Genomic DNA, 19,195 nt, shown 5'->3' on the forward strand with positions numbered 1-19,195 from the left:
ATTGTGAAAATATTAATTTTGGGCGGCACCGGCGCTATGGGCGTGTCGCTGGTGGAAATCCTGGCGAAAGCTGGGCATGAAGTTTATGTGACTTCCCGGCGCAGACGTGAAAACCGTGAACATATCCATTATCTGCAGGGGGATGCCCATGATTTGTCATGGTTGGAATCCATTACGGCAGGGCAAGAATTTGCGGCAATGGTGGATTTTATGATTTACAGCAGCAAGCAGTTTGCTCAGCGGCGGGATAAGCTGCTCGCTATGGCTAATCAGTATGTTTTCCTGAGTTCCAGCCGTGTGTACAGTGATTCGCCGGATAATCCCATCACTGAAGAAACTCCGCGATTGCTGGACAGCACGCAGGATCAGGAATATCTGGCCACGGATGAATATGCATTGGCCAAAGCCCGGGAGGAAAATATTCTACGGGCCGGAAAATGGCAGAATTATACGATTATACGTCCCTATATCACTTACAATGATGAACGTTTGCAGCTGGGGACAATGGAGAAGGAAGCCTGGCTTTACCGGGCACTGCAGGGGCGAAGCATCGTTATCCCAAAGGATATGGCCGATAGTCTGACCACGCTGACCTATGGTTATGATGTGGCCGAAGGAATTGCCAGTATATTGGGCAAGGAGGAGGCACTAGGGGAGGCCTTTCATATTGTTGCCCCTAAGCCAATAAAATGGCAGGATGTGGCAAAAATCTATCAAAATGTGCTTGCAAGAGTCACAGGCAAAAGACCAAGCATTAAATACCTGCCGGATAGTCAGGAATTCTCCCGGGTGTTCAACAATAAGTATCAGGTGTATTGTGACCGGCTTTATCGTCGCATGTTCGATAGCAGCAAGATAGAACGTATTGGCGGCAAAAAGGATTTTGTGGATATAGAAGAAGGCCTCGTAATGTGTCTGGAAAATTTCATCAGGAAAGGCTCACCGTTTCATTCAATCAATTGGGTGATTGAAGGCTGGTTTGACAAACAGACTGGCGAGAAGACAAGCTTTTCAGAAATGCCAGGCATAAAATCCAAAATCAAGTACATATTAGGTAGATATTTTGGTTTTGCTGATTCTGAAAATGGTATAAGAAAATTTTATCTAAGGGTAGTAAAGAAATAATGAAGGAGTGATGTTGGCATGTTGGATATCAGTTGCAGGTATAACACATGATGAAGGAAATTGAAGAACAGCAGCTTATAGAAAAATATAGGCAGTTGTCAGCAGATGGTCGTATTCGTATCAATTGTCAGATTGACTGCGAGCTGCGGATTGATCGGGAAAATGCGGAACGGCGCCGGCAGTCCCAGCGCAAGGGCATAGAAGCGGCTCAAAAGGCTGGCGTTCATTACGGGCGGCCGAAGTCGGATTTGCTGGCGGATTGGGATGTGGTGTATCAGCAGTGGAAGCAGCGGGAGATCACGGCGGCTGATGCGGCAAAGAAGCTGGGTATATCCAAAGCTACACTTTACCGGATGGCCAAGGCCCGCACAGAAAAAGTCCGCAAGCTTTGAAATAATGCGTTTGCGGGCGGAGTCAAAGGCTAAATAATAGAAAAGCCCGCCAAGGCTATATAAGCTTGACGAGCTATTATGAGCAAGTATGTGAAAAATGCTTTATCTGGCAATATTTATTCCGTGTTTTTTTCCAATGCGAATAACTTCATCGACGGATATGCTGAATGAGTCAGCAATTTCTGCGAGAGGCTTATTTTTCTTGAGATTGCTGACGACAAGGCTTGTAAGCATTTCTAAACGGCCTTCCTTTTTTCCCTTTCGTAGCATTTTCTCAGAGTGAAGTTCAAGTATTTTACCACCCATGATGCGATTAACCTCCTTTTTAGTATTCTTTTGATTACTGAGCAGGTGTTCTGCAACACGTTTTGCAAGTTGCATTATATCGGTATAAATACTGGGGCGTTTAGTGTTTTTGGCATAAGATTCGAATTTAGTAACCATTTCCTGTAAATCTGCTAACATAGCAGTGCGTTTGTCTGGATACTCTTCCATAGTTGTAAATTTGTCTTCGAAGCGCATGATGTAATAGGGAATGAATAGCCAAAGATGCTTGTTGAAGATTTCCTCCAGTGAATACTCCTGGACTTTTATAACAGGCACTCTATAGGTGACTTCCTGTTTATCGGGAAATTCTACTGTTAGAGACAACTCATCTGGCGTGGTGCTTTTGTGTCGCAGATAAATTGCACCGGATAGTGGGAATTTGATGTGATAAGGGGCTGTTTGCTTGCGGGCATCTTCCAGAGCGATAGCAAAGTCGTATTCGAACATACGTATGGCCATAGTGCCATCAGGAGTGCTCTGGCATTCGAGGTGATAGAGATACTCACCGATGCGGAAGAGGGAATCAGTGATGATTTTGCCACCGATTTCTAGATGTTCATTGCGAAGCTGCTGGAGTGAAGTGTTCTCATCATAGTGGGTGCCAAAAGTTTCATTGATGGCTGGGATTATGGTTGAAGGTAACTTTTGTAGCATGGTACGGTACACATCATCAAAGATAGTACCGTGAGGAAGATTGTGGCTGCTGGTTTTCTTCAAAATAATCGCCTCCGTCTATGTATATATTATAATGCTTTGAAAAGGTGTTTTCAATAGTAGGCAGCGGCTGGTTCGGTGCGGCGTTAAGTGTGTGTGCAGAGAATTGAAATAATGAATTTCACATAAATGTGGCAAAATACCGTCAAGTTTCCTTTTGGGCTGGGCTTTTTTCATGGACAAAAACAGGTTCTTTTGCTACAATGTTATATCGAGTTATATTTTGCAAAAGGACTGAATAGATAAGTATGAAGATCATAGATGGCAAAGCACATCGCTATGTCAAATTTCTCGTTTATGGCTGCCAGATGAATGTGGCGGATGCTGAGCGCATGGCGGGCCAGTTGGCAGATATCGGCTATGAGCGCCTGAGTGATGAGGCGGCTATGGAAGAAGCCGACCTTCTGATCATCAACACCTGTGCGGTGCGTGAGACGGCTGAGGACAAGGTTTACGGCAAGATTGGCGAGATCAAGGGCCTCAAGCGCAATAATCCCCAGCTGATTTTTGGCATCACGGGCTGCATGGCGCAAAAGGAAAGCGACAGCCTCATTAAGCGCGCTCCTCATATAGACTTTGTGCTGGGTACGGGCAAGGTACACGAGCTCAATCAGGTGGTGCAGGAAATCGAGCAGGAGCACGGCCACGTGGTCAACACTGCTCTGGACGATAAGACTGCTCCCGCTATCGCCGAAGACAGCCGTGTAGCCAGAGAAGGCAAGCTTTCGGCCTGGATTCCCATTATGTATGGGTGTAATAATTTCTGCACCTACTGCATAGTGCCCTATGTGCGCGGCCGGGAGCGCAGCCGCCGTCCCGAAGATGTGGTGAAGGAAGTGGAGCAGGCCGTAGCCCAGGGCTATAAGGAAGTCACGCTGTTGGGGCAGAATGTCAACAGTTATGGCAAGGACCATAAGCTGGCGACCTTTGCCGAGCTTCTGCAGATGGTGGACAAAGTGCCCGGCATCAAGCGGGTGCGCTTTATGACCTCCCATCCCAAGGATCTGAGCGATGAGGTGATTGAGGCTATTGCCACGGGCGAGCACCTTTGCGAGCATATCCATCTGCCGGTGCAGTATGGCAGCAATCATCTGCTGAAAGCCATGAATCGCGTTTACACCGTGGAAAGCTATAAGGACCTCGTGAAGAAGATACGGGCGAAACTGCCCCATGCGTCTTTGACCACAGACCTGATCGTGGGCTTCCCCGGTGAAACGGAAGAGGATTTTGCCCAGATGCTGGACTTCCTGAAGGAAATCCGCTATGATTCGGCCTATACCTTTATCTACTCCAAGCGCAGCGGTACGCCCGCGGCCACGATGGATAATCAGGTGGACGATGCGGTCAAGAAGGAACGCCTTAACGCCTTGATGGCCGTGCAGAATCAAATCAGTCTGGAAAAGAATCAGGCTTTGCTGGATTCTGTCATGGAAGTCATGGTGGAGGGCCCGAGCAAGAATGATGCGAGCGTCTGGACGGGGCACACCCGCACGAATAAGATCGTGCTCTTCAATCATCAGGATGAGCAGCCCGGTGATTTCATTCAGGTAAAGATTACCCATCCGCAGACTTGGGTGTTAAAAGGAATTCGTGTATAATTGTAATGGAGAGCTCCCTCATCGTGAGGGAGCCTTTCTGACTTTTTATTGGAGGTAGCGCTTATATGGAACTTACGCCCATGATGCAGCAATATCTGGCCACCAAGGAACAGCATCCCGAGGCCATTCTCTTTTTCCGGTTGGGTGATTTCTACGAAATGTTCTTTGACGATGCCCGGATTGTCTCCAAGGAACTGAGCTTGACTTTGACCAGCCGCAGCGGCAATACGGACAAGGCGCCGATGTGTGGCGTGCCCTATCATGCTGCTGAGGGTTATATCAATAAATTGGTCAGCCGTGGCTATAAGGTGGCCATTGCCGAGCAGATTGGCGATCCCAAGGCCAAGGGCCTGACCAAGCGGGAAGTCATCAAGATCATCACGCCGGGGACGGTGCTGTCCGAGTCGGCCCTGAAGGATGCGGCCAATAACTATATCGCCTTGGTTTACGAGCGGGCGGAGCAGATTATCCTGGCCGGCGCGGATATCTCCACCGGTGAATGCTTCTATGGCATCTATGGCGGCGGCAGCCGGGAACAGATGCTCTACGACGAGCTCTATCGTCTGGCTATGCCGGAACTGCTGGTAGTGGGCAAGCCCTCTTTTATGGATAATCTCAAGGAATTCACGGACTTGCGCCTGCCGACAGTATCTTACACTATGATTGAGGAAATCTCCCCGGCGGTGGAAGATAGGATTATCGAGCACTTTGCAGCCGATGTGCGGCCCAGTGACGAAGGTGCCAAGGAAGCCGTGGCCACCCTGTTGGACTACCTTCATGCTACGGTGATGACGGACTTGACGCATCTCAATCAGCTGAGCTTCCTCGATGCTTCGGAAAATCTCGTGATTGACACCTATACCCTGCGCAATCTGGAAATCACCCGGAACCTGCGGGATGGGGGCAAGAAGGATACTTTGCTCGATGTGCTGGATTTCACCAACACCGCCATGGGCAGCCGCCTCTTAAAGAAATGGCTGGAATATCCGCTGCTCAATATCCTGCCCATCAATCAGCGTTTGGATGCGGTGGAGGAGCTGACCAAGGACTTTGCCCTGCGGGGGGGCCTGCGGGAAGCCTGCAAGGATATCCATGACTTCGAGCGCCTCTTGACCCGCATCGAGGTGGGCACGGCCAATGCCCGCGATTTGATTGCGCTGAAAATCTCTTTGATGAGTCTGCCATCCATCAAAAACAAGATGGCCAATGTGCAGGCCAATGTACTGGTCAACTGCCAGCAGAATATCCATGTTTTCGACGATCTGGTAGACCTGCTCCAGCGCTCAATAGTGGATGAACCGGGCATTTCCCTGCGGGATGGCGGCATCATCAAGGACGGCTACAATGCGGACCTCGATGAATACCGCCGCATTGCCCATGACAGCAAGTCCATGCTGCAGGAAATCGAGGAGCGGGAGAAGGAAGAAACGGGCATCAAGTCGCTGAAAATCGGCTACAATAAGGTGTTCGGTTATTATATCGAAGTGCGCCATAGCGGCGCGGATCTGGTGCCCGACCGCTATATCCGCAAGCAGACGCTGGCCAATGCCGAGCGCTATATCACCGAAGAACTTAAGGAATTTGAGACGAAAATCCTCGGCGCTCAGGAAAAGATTGTGAGCATTGAGTACAATCTCTTTACGGAAGTCCGGGAGGTTATCAAGAGCCGTCTGACGGAGATTCAGGGCACGGCCCATGAAATCGCCATCGTGGATGTGCTCACGAGCCTGGCTGAAGCAGCCGTATCCTATAACTATGTGCGGCCCCGTATGGCCAATAACGGCGAGATTGATATCAAGGACGGCCGTCATCCCTTGGTGGAACGAATTCTGACCCGTGACTTGTTCGTGCCCAATGACACGAAGCTCAACCATAGCAATTGCGAAATCATGCTGATCACAGGCCCCAACATGGCCGGTAAGTCTACCTATATGCGGCAGACGGCACTCCTTACCCTGATGGCGCAGATTGGCAGCTTTATCCCGGCACGGGAGGCCACGATTTCTCCGGTTGACCGCATATTTACCCGTATCGGCGCCAGCGATGATTTGGTCAGCGGCCAGAGTACCTTTATGGTGGAGATGAACGAGGTGGCGCAGATTCTCAAATACGCCACCAAGAACAGCCTCGTGATCCTCGACGAAATCGGCCGCGGCACCAGCACCTTTGACGGCATGAGCATTGCCCGGGCCGTGATCGAGCATATCGAGCAGAAGGTTCATGCCAAGACTCTCTTTGCAACGCACTACCATGAACTCACGGATCTGGAAGACGATATCGTCAAGAATTACTGCGTGGCGGTCAAAGAGCGGGGCACCCAGGTGGCCTTCCTGCGCCGCATCGTGCCCGGGGCGGCGGATAAATCCTACGGTATCCATGTGGCGCGTTTAGCCGGCCTGCCCAAGACCGTGACCAAGCGGGCGGAAGATATTCTGGCCGAATTGGAGTCAGAGGTGGCAGTGGCTGTACCGGCAACGGAAAATGCCAAGCCCGCAGCAAAGGCGCCGGCGCCCATGGATATGATGGGCTCGCTGTTTGCGAACAGCCTCAGCGATAAGCTGTTGGCACTTGATGTAATGACCATGACCCCGCTTGAGGCCATGAACGAACTTTATAAACTGCAGGAGCAGGCGAAAAGGGAGGCAGGACAGGCATGACGAAGATTCATGTGCTTGACGATAACACCATCAACAAAATCGCCGCGGGCGAAGTGGTGGAGCGTCCGGCATCGGTTATCAAAGAACTTATAGAAAACGCCATGGATGCGGGGGCAACCCGCATCGAAGTGGAAATCATGGCAGGCGGTACATCCTTTATGCGGGTGACGGATAACGGCAAGGGCATGAGCAAGGAAGATGCTTCCGTGGCCATCCTGCGCCACGCCACCAGCAAGATTCAGGAGGTCTCTGACCTCAATAACATCTCCACCATGGGCTTCCGTGGCGAGGCCCTGCCCACCATTGCCTCCGTGTCCCGCTTCACCATGCTGACGCGGGAGCCGGGCAGCGACCTGGGCACCAAGGTGGAAATCAGCGGCGGCAAGACGCCGGATATTATCGAAACGGGCTGCAATATTGGCACCAGCATCAAGGTGGAGGATTTGTTCTTCAACACCCCCGCCCGCAAGAAGTTCCTCAAGACCAACCATACCGAGGGCGGCAAGATCAACGACTTTATCGTAAAGCTGGCCCTGTCCCGGCCTGATATTGCGTTCCAGTTTATCAACAACAACAAGACCTCCGTGGTGACGCCGGGCAACGGCAACCTTTTCGATACCGTGCAGGCCATTTATGGCGGGCAGGTGGCCGATTCCCTGCTGACCTTGAATTTGGAAGATGAAGACTTGAAAATCTCCGGCTTCATCACCAAGCCCTCCATGCTCAAAAGCAGCCGCAGCTGGCAGACCTTTATCGTCAATGGCCGCATCATCCAAAATCGGGCCATTGCCAAGGCCATCGACAATGCCTACCGCTCTCTGATTCCGAAAAGCGGTTTCCCGTTCACGGTGCTCAAGATTGAAGTGCCCCAGCGCACCATTGATGTCAATGTGCATCCGCAGAAAAGCGAGATGAAGTTCGAGGACGAAAGCCGCATCTTTAAGGCTGTCTATAAATCCGTGCTGGACGCCATCCGTCCCAGCACGGGAAATCTGACGGAAGTGGCTGCCGTAGTGGAAAAGCCCAAAGTGGAATACACGATGGAGCCCATGCAGTTTGTGCCCGCAACTTCCCCTGCCCCCCAGACGGCGGCGCAGGCTCGTCCACAGAGCAGTTATCAGCCCAAAACGATTTATGAAGCGGTCAGCCGTCCGGCTGTGAAACCAACGGTGAGCTTTGCTGAAGCCCAGGCGCAACTGCAGCAGGAGCGGCAGGTTCACTATCAGCCGGCAGAACATCATGAACAGGTAGCTGACGGTCAGAATATTGACCAGTCAAATGCTGACAGGTCAAATGAGGCGTCAAAGATTGACCGGTCAATTCCGGACCAGCCTGCCGAAAACACCGGCCGCATGATTCCCATCGGGCAGGTGGATTTGACTTATATCATCGCGCAGGATCTGAAGGGGCTCTATATCATCGACCAGCATGCCGCCCATGAGCGCATCCTGTTCGATAAGCTCTCGGCTATGGCCGACGGCATCCCTTCCCAGCAGTTGTTGGTGCATCAGCTGTTGACCTTTGACCGCAAGGAAGCAGCCATGGTGGAGGAGAATAAGGACCTCTTTGCCAAATTGGGGTTCCATATGGAAGCGGCGGGAGACTTTGACTACCGTCTGATGGAAGTGCCTGCCGATGTGCCGGTAAATGAAGCCGAGGACATCATCCGTGAAATCCTCACGGACTTGGGCAATATGCACGAGACCACGGCCAAGGAAATCCGCCAGGCGTGTCTGGCCACCACCGCCTGCCGGGCAGCCATCAAAGCGGGCGAGGAACTCAATATGCGGCAGATGGAAATCCTGCTGGATGAACTTTCCACCACGGCATTTCCTTATACCTGCCCTCATGGCCGGCCGACCATTTTGAAATTCAGCAGTGAAGATTTAGCCAAGATGTTCAAGCGGACAGGCTTTGGCTTTTGAGAAAGAGTGATGGAGAGAACGTGAAAGAATATAAATTGCCGGCCATTGCCACCACCGGCCGCAAATGGAACCGCCCCAGCGAGAAGTTGGCCCGGGAGATGGCGGAGCGCTTGTCTATTCCTTATGCTGAGCGGGGCAGGGAGGCCATTCCTGACCTTTGCCAAAGCTATGACGCCAAGTTTGCCCTGGTGGCGAAAAAGGGCCTGCTGACCTTGGTAACCCCGGAAGCGGAACTCTTCTTCCACCCCAATATGGCCCATCTGCGGCTCAAGAATCTGCGTTTTGGCGATGGCGACCGCATGGCTGAAGCCATGGACTTGAAGCCTGGCATGGATGTGCTGGACTGCACTTTGGGCTTTGGCGCCGATGCTATCGTGGCCAGTTCTGTGGTGGGTGACAGCGGCAGTGTCACAGGCCTTGAATCCCAGCCGCTGATTGAAGCGGTGGTGGGCTACGGTCTGGCCAATTACACCAACGACACCGATACGGTGATTGCCGCCATGCGCCGGGTTAAGACACATTGCATTGAAGCGTACGAATACCTCAAGGCGCAGCCGGATAACTCCGTGGATGTCATCTACTTCGATCCCATGTTCCGCCATCCATTTGCCGAGAGCAAGAACATTGCGCCTTTGCGGCCCGTGGCCAATAAGAATCCCCTGACCTTGGAGACTATCGCCGAGGCCCGGCGCGTGGCCCGGCACCGCATCGTGCTCAAAGAATCCAGCAAGAGCCACGAATTTGCCCGTCTGGGATTTTCTGATATGGCTGGTGGCCGCTACAGTAAAGTGCGCTATGGCGTGATAAAATTATGATATAGAGGTTGTTTGTTTAGGGCTGGGAGTAAATTGTTTGTTACATCCCGGCTTTTTTATGTATAAAAAAAGGAAGGAATTTTATGATAATTATAGAAATTCTCAAAATAAAACCAGATATTTTGAGAATTATCGTATGGAGGGGGTTGCCTTGGTTTTTTCTTCGAACCTGTTCTTATTTATGTTTTTGCCCCTGACTCTGCTGTTATACTATAATCCTTTTTGTAAAGGCAGGAAATTTCGTAATGTGCTGCTTCTTCTGGCCAGTCTGGTTTTCTATGCCTGGGGAGAACCGTTCTTTGTCTGGCTGATGTTGCTCTCCATCCTTTGTGGCTGGCAGGTGGGGCTCAGAATTGAGGGGGCGGAGCAGGCAGGACGGCGCAAGCTATGGCTGTTTTTGGGGGCGTCCTTTCATCTGGGGATGCTGTTCGTTTTCAAGTATCTGACCTTCGCCGCGCAGCAAATGGGGATTTTGCTGCAGGAGGATTTTTCGGTCATCCAGCTGACATTGCCCATCGGGATTTCGTTCTTTACCTTCCAGATCCTTTCCTATCTGTTGGATGTCTATCATGGGAAGGCGCCGGCCCAACGAAATGTGCTGGACATGGGGTTATACATTGCTCTGTTCCCGCAGCTTATCGCCGGGCCGATTGTGCGCTATGCGGACATTGCGCAGGAAATCCTGCATCGGCAGGAGACGCGGAAGGATTTTACCGATGGCATGATTCGCTTCAGTTATGGCCTGGCCAAGAAGGTATTAGTGGCCAATTATATGGCGGTCATCGCTATGGACACCCGGCTCATGGCGGCACAGGAGCCTCTGTCCATAACGGCGGCCTGGCTCGGGGCCATTGCTTATACCTTCCAGATTTATTTCGATTTTTCCGGTTACTCGGATATGGCCATCGGGTTGGGGCAGATGTTTGGCTTCCATTTCCGGGAGAATTTCAATTATCCATACATCTCCCGCAGTGTGACGGAATTTTGGCGGCGCTGGCATATCTCCCTGTCTTCCTGGTTCCGGGACTATGTTTACATTCCCTTGGGCGGCAGCCGTTGCAGCCGGAGTCGTCTGATGTGGAATCTCTTCATTGTCTGGTCGCTGACGGGCTTTTGGCATGGTGCGAACTGGACGTTTCTGTTATGGGGATTGATTTATTTCGTCTTGCTGGTTCTGGAGAAGTTCACTGGCTTTGCGGAGCGGCTTGGTGTCTTCGGTCATGTTTACACCTTGCTGGTGGTCATTATGGCCTGGGTGGTGTTTCAATTTCCCGACTTGGGGCAAAGCCTTTCCTATCTGGGGATGATGTGGGGGCTGGCGGGGAATTCCCTCTTTGACGGACTGGCGGCGCATTTCCTCATGAGCGGCTGGTTGGTCTGGCTTATGGGAGTGGCATTTTCGCTGCCGCTTTATCCATGGGTGGCAAAGAATTGGCAAGGTTGGCAGCCTGTGGCTGAGCCGTGCATAGCAGCGGCTTTGTTCCTGCTTTCCGTTATCGTTACCGTGGCGGGGAATTACAATCCGTTCATTTACTTCAATTTCTGAGGTACAACTATGAGTATGCGTGATTATATGATGCGTTTTTGCGCAGGTAGTCTGGTTCTGGCATTTTTCATGATCCTTGTCCGTTGGTTTACCGTGGTAGTGTTGATTGAGGACTGTCAATGGGATAATGAACTGACACGGCTGGTCCTTTGGGATAATTGGCGCCTTATGGAGCAACTCCATCCGCGGGAAAAGGATATCGATTGGGCTGGCATTTATCCTTTTGCGGAACCAGAACCGGAGAGGAACCTGCTGGAACAGATACGCTATCAGGAAAATAAATTGCGGGAAGAACAGGCCAGATTTGCCCGGTGGAGCGAAAGTCATTTTCCGGGCTATACGAAGTTGGTGGAATGTGGGCGGCGTTATGACCGGCTCATCGGTTGGGATATCAGACCACTGGTACCCGGCAGTGTACATGTGATGGCAGATGGCTGGTTGTTCTATCCCACGTTGCGTTTTGACATTCAGGAGTATGTCGAGGAGACGGCTTCCTTTGCTGAATTTTGTCAGCAGCAGGGGGCAAAGTTCCTGTTTGTACCGAATCCACCAGCTGTGGATGAAAAAACGGATGGTGAAATTATCGGGCGGCTGGACTTTGGCCTGCAGAAAAAAGATGCGATGCTCCGAGGTCTGCAGGGGCGAGGCATAGCGACGCTTGATCTGTATCCGCTCATGCAGTTGGAATTTCCGGGGACGCCGTACCATCAGCTTTTTTTCCGGACGGATCATCACTGGCTGCCTACAACCGGCTTATGGGCTTCCCGACAGATAGCAATGTGGCTGGAAGTGAAAGGGGGACTTTCACTTGCGGAGGATCTCCTGTTGCAGGAAAACTATCGTCAGGAGTCTTATCCAGCCTATTTCCTGGGAAGTCAGGGAAAGCGGCAGACTATGGTTTTTGCACAACCGGACGATTTTTGCCTGCTTTATCCTAAGTTTCCTACTCGTCTGCATTATGAGATACCGGGCCTGGGTATCGATAGTTATGGGGATTTTTCTGTCACTTATGACCTGCATGAGGTGGAGCAAAAGGATTTTTATGGTTCCAATCCTTATGCGGCCTACAATTATGCGGATTGCTCTCTTATCCATATCGAGAACCTTGCCTCGGAAGTCCCGGATGTGAAAATTCTCGTGGTAAAGGATTCTTTTGCCAATAGTGTGACGCCGTTTCTTGCCTTGACGATGAAGCATATGGATATCATCGATCCGCGCTGGTTCAAGGGCAGCATCCGTAATTATGTGGAGAAGACCAAGCCTGACTTTGTGCTGCTCATCCATACCATTGAACTGGATTATCCGCTAGAGCGCGATTCTCATCAGGATGACTATGATTTCCGATAGTTTCTTGTTGGGAATTTTGTCACAGCTATCAGTGCCATGTGACGGTGCTGGTGGACACGGATAATGTCAATGCCAAATGATGCAGGACAAGGGCAAACTTGCCGATGCTGTGCGGCAGAATCAGGAGCTGACGGCGGAGGTGGAGCGGCTGAACAAGGAAATGGAGCAACTTTTGAGCTTGTATAGATGGAGAATTTATGTTACACTTTGTGTAAATATATTGCACAGGGAGAGGCTATGAAGCGAGTTATCGTTCATGTGGATATGGATGCATTTTTTGCCTCTGTGGAAATCCGGGATAATCCAAAACTGAAGAACAAGCCGGTAGTCATCGGTGCGATGCCTCATGAGCGCGGTGTGGTTTCCACCTGCAATTATATCGCGCGGAAGTATGGCATTCATTCCGCCATGAATATTAAGGAAGCTTACCGGCTTTGCCCGCAGGCGGTATTTATGCATGGGGATTACGAGAAATATCGCAAGGTTTCAGCGCAGCTTCATCATATCTGGGAAACCTATGCGGATGTCACGGAGTACATTGCCTGCGACGAAGGCTATCTGGATGTTACCCGCTCGGTAAAGGAGTTTCGTAGTCCCGAAGAATTAGGGTTGCTGATAAAAGCCCGGGTAAAGGCCGAGACGGGGCTTACCTGTTCGGTGGGCATCGGCTATTCCAAATCGGCAGCCAAAACCGCCAGTGAAGAGCGAAAGCCGGATGGCTTTTTCATCATTCCGGACCGGGAGGCTTATTGTGAGCTTATCCATGACCGGGATATCCGGGTGATTTTTGGCATTGGCAAACGCACGGCAGAGAAACTGAATGGCTATGGCATTCATAAAGTCAGCGATATTATCGCCAGTCAGAAGCAGATTATGAGCCTGCTGGGGGATAAACATGCACGCTTCATAATAAACTCTGCGCTGGGGCTTGATGATCGTCCGGTAATACACTATGATGCATCCGATGCCAAATCCCTGAGCCGGGAAATGACCTTCCAGCACGATCAGCGGAATTTTACCTTCCTGCAGGATGTGCTCCTGCTTTTGGCCCGCAATGTGGATGAACGGCTCAAGACGCGGGGGCTTTACGGGCGAACGGTAACCCTGAAGATTACCTATGGTGATATGAAATCCATTACCCGTTCCCAGACTTGCGAAAGCACGAATGATGGATATGAGATTTATAAGATAGCGGTGGAGCTGCTGCGGAAAGTAAAACGCCAGCCGGTGCGCCTGCTGGGGCTGGGGATGCAGAATCTCAGCAAGGACTATATACGGCAACTGACCTTCGCCGACCTGCGGCAGGATAATACAGAGAGTGGCATGGAACAGGGCATAAGACAGCTGGAAAAACGATATGGCATGGACTTGTCTTTGGAAAAAATGCATTCATCGTTAGGCTATATCTATGAAGCAGTGGAAAAGATGGCAGCAGGAATTTGAGACTGGAGGCAGAACTATTGAAGAGAAAATGTTTTTTTGTGAGGAGGTCAGATCATGATTATCGGTGTATCCAAAGAAATCAAGAATAATGAGAATCGTGTAGGTTTGACGCCGGCAGGGGCAGAGGCTTTGGTCAAGGCGGGGCATAGGGTACTGGTCGAGACGGGCAGCGGCCTGGGCAGTGGCTTTGCGGATGAAGACTATGCTGCCGTGGGGGCTGAACTTTTCCCGGATAAGAAGCAGCTCTTTGACGAGGCTGAGATGATTGTCAAGGTGAAGGAACCGCTGCCATCTGAATATGACCTGTTCCATGAGGGGCAACTGCTCTTTACCTATCTGCATCTGGCCGCTGAACCGGAACTGACGCAGGCACTGCTGAAACATAAGGTAACCTCTGTTGCCTATGAAACCGTGGTAGGCAGGGATGGCCGGTCACTTCCCTTATTGGCTCCCATGAGTGAGATTGCCGGGCGCATGTCCGTACAGATTGGCGCACAGTTCCTCGAAAGCCGTTATGGCGGAGCGGGCGTCCTCCTGGGCGGTGTCAGCGGAGTGGCACCGGCGCAGGTGGTCATCATTGGTGGTGGTGTCGTGGGCACCAATGCCGCCAAGATGGCCGCAGGTTTGGGTGCCAGAGTGACGGTCATTGACCTTTCCATTGAGCGCCTGCGCTATCTGGATGATGTGTTCGGCGGGCGCATCGCTACGGTCAGCTCCAACAGCTTCAACATTGCCCAATGGGTGCGGGAAGCGGATCTCCTCATCGGTGCCGTGCTGGTGCCCGGCGCCAAAACGCCGCAACTGGTGACGGAAGCGATGGTCAAGACCATGAAGCCGGGCTCGGTCATCGTGGATGTAGCCATTGACCAGGGCGGCAGCATCGCCACCTGCGACCATGTGACCACCCATGAGAATCCTACCTTTGTGAAACATGGCGTATTGCATTACTCAGTGGCCAATATCCCCGGGGCCGTAGCCAGAACCTCTACATTGGCCCTCACCAACGCTACTTTGCCCTATGCCCTGAAACTGGCAGAAAAAGGCTGGCGCGAGGCTTGCAAGGCCGATGCAGGTCTTGCCCAAGGGCTCAATACCATAGAAGGCAGGCTGACCAATCTTCCCGTGTCCGAGGCGTTGGGCCTGGAGTATGTGGATAAAGCAGAGTTTTTGAAATAGCAGACGGAATATTATGAGGTGTTGCTTCATGGGAAAAGGAAAACAGTATCCCACAGATGCAGAAGCGAAGCGGTTGATCGTGGAAATCGGGCGGCGGATGTATCAGAAGAATTTCGTGGCGGCCAATGATGGGAATATCTCCTGCAAGGTGGATGCGGAAACGATTTGGACAACGCCCACGGGCGTTTCCAAAGGCTTTATGTCAGAAGATGAGCTGGTGCGGATGCGCTTGGATGGAACGATTCTCGAACAGGGGGAGCGGGCGCCTTCCAGTGAAGTGAAGATGCATCTGCGCATCTATCAGGAGCGGGAGGATGCTGCCGCAGTGTGCCATGCGCATCCGCCGGTTTCGACGGCATTTGCCATTGCAGGCATAGCACTGAATCAGGCGATTTATCCGGAGGCGCTGGTGAATCTAGGCATCGTTCCCTGCGTGCATTATGAGCCGCCGGGTTCGCAGGGGATTCCGGAATCCATTGCACCCTATGTCCGGGATTACAATGCCGTGCTGCTGGGCAATCATGGGGCAGTGACCTGGGGAACCTCTTTGATGGAAGCCTGGTATCGGCTGGAGGCCTTGGAGCATTATGCCAAGATCGTCATGTATACCCGGAATATCATCGGCAAGGCCAATGTACTTTCCCATGAGCAGGTCGATGAGGTGATAAGAATCCGGGAAAAGATGGGCATCACCACCGGCGGCGTGCCAGCCGGTGCCGACAACCCCAGCAATCTTATCGATATGGTCTGAGCAGGATGGCCTATATATGGAGGAAATGATCGTGGCAGAACAGGAAAAAAACATCATGCAATATGAAACGGTGGCTCTTGATGAGCAGGAAAATGCGCTGGTCATCATCGACCAGACCAAATTGCCGGGAGAAGTAAGCATCCTGCACCTGAAGGAACAGAAGGATATCTGGCAGGCAATCTATCTCCTGCAGGTGCGCGGTGCGCCGGCGATTGGCGTGGCCGCTGCCTTTGGCCTGTATCTGGCGGCACGGGAAATTCAGGCAGACACCTGGGAAAGTTTCTATCCGGTGCTGCAAAAGGCCCGGGATTATTTGAATTCATCCCGGCCTACGGCTGTGAACTTATCCTGGGCTTTGAACCGGATGGTAAAGGTTGCAGAGGCAAATCAGGAAAAATCCATTGCCGCCATCAAGGACCTGCTGCGGAAGGAAGCTTTGGCTATCAAGGCCGAGGATGTATGGATGTGCCGGCAGATTGGTGAATATGGTCTGACTTTAATCCAAGATGGCGCAGGTATCCTGACACATTGCAACGCAGGCCAGCTGGCTACTTCCAAGTATGGCACCGCGCTGGCGCCAATCCATCTGGGGCGGGAACGTGGCATGAATTTCAGGGTGTTCTGCGATGAGACGCGCCCGCTATTGCAGGGCGCACGGCTGTCTGCGTTTGAGCTCATGGCCGATGGTGTGGATACCACGGTGATTTGTGACAATATGGCCTCGCAGGTCATGAAGAATGGCTGGGTGGATGCGGTGTTTGTTGGTTGTGACCGGGTGGCGGCCAACGGCGATGCCTGCAACAAGATTGGGACTTCCGGTGTGGCGATTTTAGCCAAGTATTATGGTATCCCCTTCTATGTGCTGGGACCGACTTCCACCATTGACATGAACATTGAAAAAGGGGCAGATATCGTGATTGAACAGCGTCCTTCTGAGGAAGTCACGGAAATGTGGTATCAGCAGCGCATGGCACCGTCGGGCGTCAAAGTCTATAATCCCGCTTTTGATGTGGTTGACCATGAATTGATTGCTGGCATTGTCACGGAATATGGCATTGCCAGAGCGCCTTTTACGCAAAGCCTGCAGGAGATTTTCCGGAAAAAAGCACAGAATAACCAGTGAATGTTCCTTCATCAGGGCGCGCAGAATTTGACGGAAACAGGGAATCGTAGTATACTGTTAGAGTTATTAATGAAAATTTCCTCAATATATTGAGGGTAAATAAGCAAAAGGAGCGAATTTTGCATGTCAGGACATTCTAAATGGGCCAATATCAAACGTAAGAAGGGTGCCAACGACGCCATCCGTGGCCGTATCACCACGAAAATCGGCCGTGAGATCACCATTGCCGTACGCATGGGCGGCGGCGATCCGACGGGTAATATGCGTCTGAAGCTGGCTCTTTCCAAGGCCAAGGCCAACAACATTCCGAAGGACAACATCAACCGTGCCATCCAGAAAGGCCTCGGTGCTTCTGAGGGCAGCAACTACGAAGAACTCACTTACGAAGGTTACGGCCCGGCTGGTACGGCTGTTATGCTGGACATCCTCACGGATAACCGCAACCGTACGGCTGCTGATGTGCGTCACCTGTTCTCCAAGTTCGGCGGCAACCTCGGTCAGGACGGCTGCGTAGGCTGGATGTTCAACAAGAAGGCCATCTTCGTGGTGGAAAAAGAAGTGTTCGACAACGAAGACGAACTCATGGAAATCGTGCTCGAAGCTGGCGCCGATGACATGAAGGACGAAGGCGATGTATTCGAAATCACCGCTGAGCCTGATGCTTTCGATGCCATCGAAGCTGCTCTGGCCGAAAAGGGTATCGAAACTGCTTCCGCTGAAATCACCATGGTTCCGGAAAACACGGTAAAACTTTCCGGCGAAGATGCAGAAAAGATGCAGAAGCTCGAAGACGCGCTGGAAGACAACGACGATGTCCAGAACGTATACAGCAACTACGAAACGGACGAAGACTAATAGCACACAAAAATGGGCTCGTTATGAGCCCATTTTTTTATGGAAAGGAATTTTATGTTAGCATTAGGTATTGACCCTGGTACCGCCATCTGCGGCTTCGGACTGGTGGAATCCCGTGGCAGCCGCTTGATTCCCATCAAGTACGGCTCGGTGTTCACCTCGCCCAAGATGCGCATGGAGGACCGGCTGGTCAAGATTTACGATGAACTGGATGCGTTGATGAAGGAGTACAAGCCCGATATCATGGGCATTGAAAAACTCTTCTTCAACCGCAATGTCACCACGGCCATTCCCGTCGGACAGGCACGTGGTGTCGTGCTGCTCGCAGCGGCCAAGAACAATATTCCCATCGTGGAGCGCACACCGATGCAGATCAAGCAGGATGTTACGGGCTACGGCAAGGCGGACAAGAAGCAGGTCATCTACATGGTGACCAAGCTCCTGCACCTGCCCGAGCCGCCCAAGCCCGATGATACCGCCGATGCTTTGGCGGTGGCCATCTGCACGACTTATTGCATGGGCAATGCCGCTTTCCGCAACAGCCTTTGATCAGCTGAAGGACTTCATCAGCCAGAGAATGAAATAGGTCAGGCCGCCAGCGATTAGCGGGCCGACTGCTACACCATGGAATAAGAGCACGCCAGCCATCGTGCCGATAATCAGCGCCGGAATCACATCCGGCGTGTTCTTTAGGAGTTCCACCCCGCCACCGCCGGCAATAGCGGCCAGCAGACCGGCCACGATGGCGATGATGCCGGCATGCGTGCGGAAGGCATCAAGCATGGTCTGGATGGTGATGGTGCCGTTGGCAATAGGCACGAGGATGGCCGCGGTCAGGATGATGATGCCCCAGTTGAGGCCCTGTGAGCCCAATGCATTGAGGGCTGTGGTCAGTCCCAGGATTTTCAGCCCGAGTACGATGGCGGTGGCATAGACAACGGTCATATTATGTCCCACATAGCTGAGCAACAGCACGGCCCCTAAGGTAATATATTCGACATACAATTGAATCGACTCCTTTTTTAATATCTTGTTATCATTATGCTATGTTTATAACCAAACTCAACAAATAATGTTAAAGTTTTTTATAAACTTTGTTGCTCATTAACTGCTCTCGACAAGCCGAGTAAGGGCAAGCCCTCACCAAGCAAGCGGTCTACGCAGCAACTACCACAACCGGACGTAGCACTACGCCCTCTACCCCGTCTGCCGAAACATTCGGGAATACTTTCCTCAGGATCTGAAACGCTCCATTGACATCAGCGTTTATCAACCTGCCAGTATTGGCCTTAAAAAGCCCACGATGAACTCGTCTGTTCTTGTCATAGTTTTTCTTGACTGGTTCTTCTCCATCCAGAAATGATGTACCGCTCGTATAACTCTCCTCGGTGAGGACGACTG

16 protein-coding genes and 1 pseudogene are annotated in these 19,195 nt (G+C 51.7%); 14 read left to right on the forward strand and 3 right to left on the reverse strand.

Annotated elements, in window-relative coordinates:
- Window positions 1-3 precede the first annotated feature (3 nt).
- Both BLQ59_RS12395 and BLQ59_RS12400 read left to right on the forward strand, forming a co-directional pair.
- Window positions 4-1,125, forward strand: coding sequence for an NAD-dependent epimerase/dehydratase family protein (locus tag BLQ59_RS12395; RefSeq protein WP_074573181.1), 1,122 nt, complete (start codon window positions 4-6; stop codon window positions 1,123-1,125).
- Between the two features lie 47 nt (window positions 1,126-1,172).
- Entirely contained in the window at window positions 1,173-1,517 is a 345-nt protein-coding gene (locus BLQ59_RS12400; RefSeq protein WP_074573182.1) for a hypothetical protein, read from the forward strand.
- Between the two features lie 102 nt (window positions 1,518-1,619).
- On the opposite strand, the gene BLQ59_RS12405 is transcribed toward BLQ59_RS12400, so the two are convergent.
- Window positions 1,620-2,561 (reverse strand): RpnC/YadD family protein, encoded by a 942-nt coding sequence (locus BLQ59_RS12405; protein WP_074573183.1) that lies wholly within the window; start codon window positions 2,559-2,561, stop codon window positions 1,620-1,622.
- 245 nt (window positions 2,562-2,806) lie between these two features.
- On the opposite strand from BLQ59_RS12405, the gene miaB reads away from it, so the two are divergent.
- From miaB to ruvC, 12 genes are all read left to right on the forward strand, one after another.
- On the forward strand, window positions 2,807-4,156 hold the full coding sequence (gene miaB, locus BLQ59_RS12410) for a tRNA (N6-isopentenyl adenosine(37)-C2)-methylthiotransferase MiaB (RefSeq protein ID WP_074573184.1): 1,350 nt from the start codon (window positions 2,807-2,809) through the stop codon (window positions 4,154-4,156).
- Window positions 4,157-4,221: 65 nt separating this feature from the next.
- Window positions 4,222-6,813: a DNA mismatch repair protein MutS gene (gene mutS, locus BLQ59_RS12415; RefSeq protein ID WP_074573185.1), complete on the forward strand. Its 2,592-nt coding sequence runs from the start codon at window positions 4,222-4,224 to the stop codon at window positions 6,811-6,813.
- Window positions 6,810-8,738: a DNA mismatch repair endonuclease MutL gene (gene mutL, locus BLQ59_RS12420; protein ID WP_074573186.1), complete on the forward strand. Its 1,929-nt coding sequence runs from the start codon at window positions 6,810-6,812 to the stop codon at window positions 8,736-8,738. The genes mutS and mutL overlap by 4 nt, the downstream gene beginning before the upstream one ends.
- 20 nt (window positions 8,739-8,758) lie before the next feature.
- Window positions 8,759-9,553: a class I SAM-dependent methyltransferase gene (locus BLQ59_RS12425; protein ID WP_074573193.1), complete on the forward strand. Its 795-nt coding sequence runs from the start codon at window positions 8,759-8,761 to the stop codon at window positions 9,551-9,553.
- A 247-nt stretch (window positions 9,554-9,800) separates the two neighbouring features.
- On the forward strand, window positions 9,801-11,099 hold the full coding sequence (locus BLQ59_RS12430; RefSeq protein WP_256324678.1) for an MBOAT family O-acyltransferase: 1,299 nt from the start codon (window positions 9,801-9,803) through the stop codon (window positions 11,097-11,099).
- Between the two features lie 9 nt (window positions 11,100-11,108).
- Window positions 11,109-12,446, forward strand: a complete 1,338-nt coding sequence (locus tag BLQ59_RS12435) for an alginate O-acetyltransferase AlgX-related protein (protein ID WP_074573187.1) — start codon at window positions 11,109-11,111, stop codon at window positions 12,444-12,446.
- Window positions 12,447-12,683: 237 nt separating this feature from the next.
- A complete protein-coding gene (dinB, locus tag BLQ59_RS12440) occupies window positions 12,684-13,889 on the forward strand; it encodes a DNA polymerase IV (protein ID WP_074573188.1) in 1,206 nt (401 codons plus the stop codon).
- A 54-nt stretch (window positions 13,890-13,943) separates the two neighbouring features.
- Window positions 13,944-15,065 (forward strand): alanine dehydrogenase, encoded by a 1,122-nt coding sequence (ald, locus tag BLQ59_RS12445; RefSeq protein ID WP_074573189.1) that lies wholly within the window; start codon window positions 13,944-13,946, stop codon window positions 15,063-15,065.
- A 28-nt stretch (window positions 15,066-15,093) separates the two neighbouring features.
- On the forward strand, window positions 15,094-15,816 hold the full coding sequence (locus BLQ59_RS12450) for a class II aldolase/adducin family protein (protein WP_074573190.1): 723 nt from the start codon (window positions 15,094-15,096) through the stop codon (window positions 15,814-15,816).
- A 16-nt stretch (window positions 15,817-15,832) separates the two neighbouring features.
- The gene (gene mtnA, locus BLQ59_RS12455) at window positions 15,833-16,939 is read left to right on the forward strand and encodes an S-methyl-5-thioribose-1-phosphate isomerase (protein ID WP_256324679.1); all 1,107 of its coding nucleotides are present in this window, start codon (window positions 15,833-15,835) and stop codon (window positions 16,937-16,939) included.
- A 123-nt stretch (window positions 16,940-17,062) separates the two neighbouring features.
- Complete coding sequence (locus BLQ59_RS12460; RefSeq protein WP_014424194.1) at window positions 17,063-17,794, forward strand: YebC/PmpR family DNA-binding transcriptional regulator; 732 nt, start codon at window positions 17,063-17,065, stop codon at window positions 17,792-17,794.
- 54 nt (window positions 17,795-17,848) lie between these two features.
- Entirely contained in the window at window positions 17,849-18,343 is a 495-nt protein-coding gene (ruvC, locus tag BLQ59_RS12465) for a crossover junction endodeoxyribonuclease RuvC (RefSeq protein ID WP_014424195.1), read from the forward strand.
- Here the strand turns inward: ruvC and BLQ59_RS12470 are convergent, their stop codons facing one another.
- Together BLQ59_RS12470 and BLQ59_RS16220 are read right to left on the reverse strand one after the other, a co-directional pair.
- Window positions 18,344-18,799 (reverse strand): DUF441 domain-containing protein, encoded by a 456-nt coding sequence (locus tag BLQ59_RS12470; RefSeq protein WP_074573191.1) that lies wholly within the window; start codon window positions 18,797-18,799, stop codon window positions 18,344-18,346.
- Between the two features lie 151 nt (window positions 18,800-18,950).
- Window positions 18,951-19,195 (reverse strand): annotated as a pseudogene (locus tag BLQ59_RS16220) (RNA-guided endonuclease InsQ/TnpB family protein); the annotation flags it as partial.

It is taken from the genome of Pseudoselenomonas ruminantium (assembly GCF_900104055.1).
Classification (GTDB): Bacteria; Bacillota; Negativicutes; order Selenomonadales; family Selenomonadaceae; genus Selenomonas_A; species Selenomonas_A ruminantium_C.

Bases quoted from the DNA above. Each gene is read 5' to 3' on its own strand.
- BLQ59_RS12435 (WP_074573187.1), top strand. From the start codon at position 11,109: ATGAGTATGCGTGATTATATGATGCGTTTTTGCGCAGGTAGTCTGGTT.
- ald (WP_074573189.1), top strand. From the start codon at position 13,944: ATGATTATCGGTGTATCCAAAGAAATCAAGAATAATGAGAATCGTGTA.
- miaB (WP_074573184.1), top strand. From the start codon at position 2,807: ATGAAGATCATAGATGGCAAAGCACATCGCTATGTCAAATTTCTCGTT.
- BLQ59_RS12460 (WP_014424194.1), top strand. From the start codon at position 17,063: ATGTCAGGACATTCTAAATGGGCCAATATCAAACGTAAGAAGGGTGCC.
- mutL (WP_074573186.1), top strand. From the start codon at position 6,810: ATGACGAAGATTCATGTGCTTGACGATAACACCATCAACAAAATCGCC.
- dinB (WP_074573188.1), top strand. From the start codon at position 12,684: ATGAAGCGAGTTATCGTTCATGTGGATATGGATGCATTTTTTGCCTCT.
- BLQ59_RS12450 (WP_074573190.1), top strand. From the start codon at position 15,094: ATGGGAAAAGGAAAACAGTATCCCACAGATGCAGAAGCGAAGCGGTTG.
- mtnA (WP_256324679.1), top strand. From the start codon at position 15,833: ATGGAGGAAATGATCGTGGCAGAACAGGAAAAAAACATCATGCAATAT.
- ruvC (WP_014424195.1), top strand. From the start codon at position 17,849: ATGTTAGCATTAGGTATTGACCCTGGTACCGCCATCTGCGGCTTCGGA.
- mutS (WP_074573185.1), top strand. From the start codon at position 4,222: ATGGAACTTACGCCCATGATGCAGCAATATCTGGCCACCAAGGAACAG.
- BLQ59_RS12400 (WP_074573182.1), top strand. From the start codon at position 1,173: ATGATGAAGGAAATTGAAGAACAGCAGCTTATAGAAAAATATAGGCAG.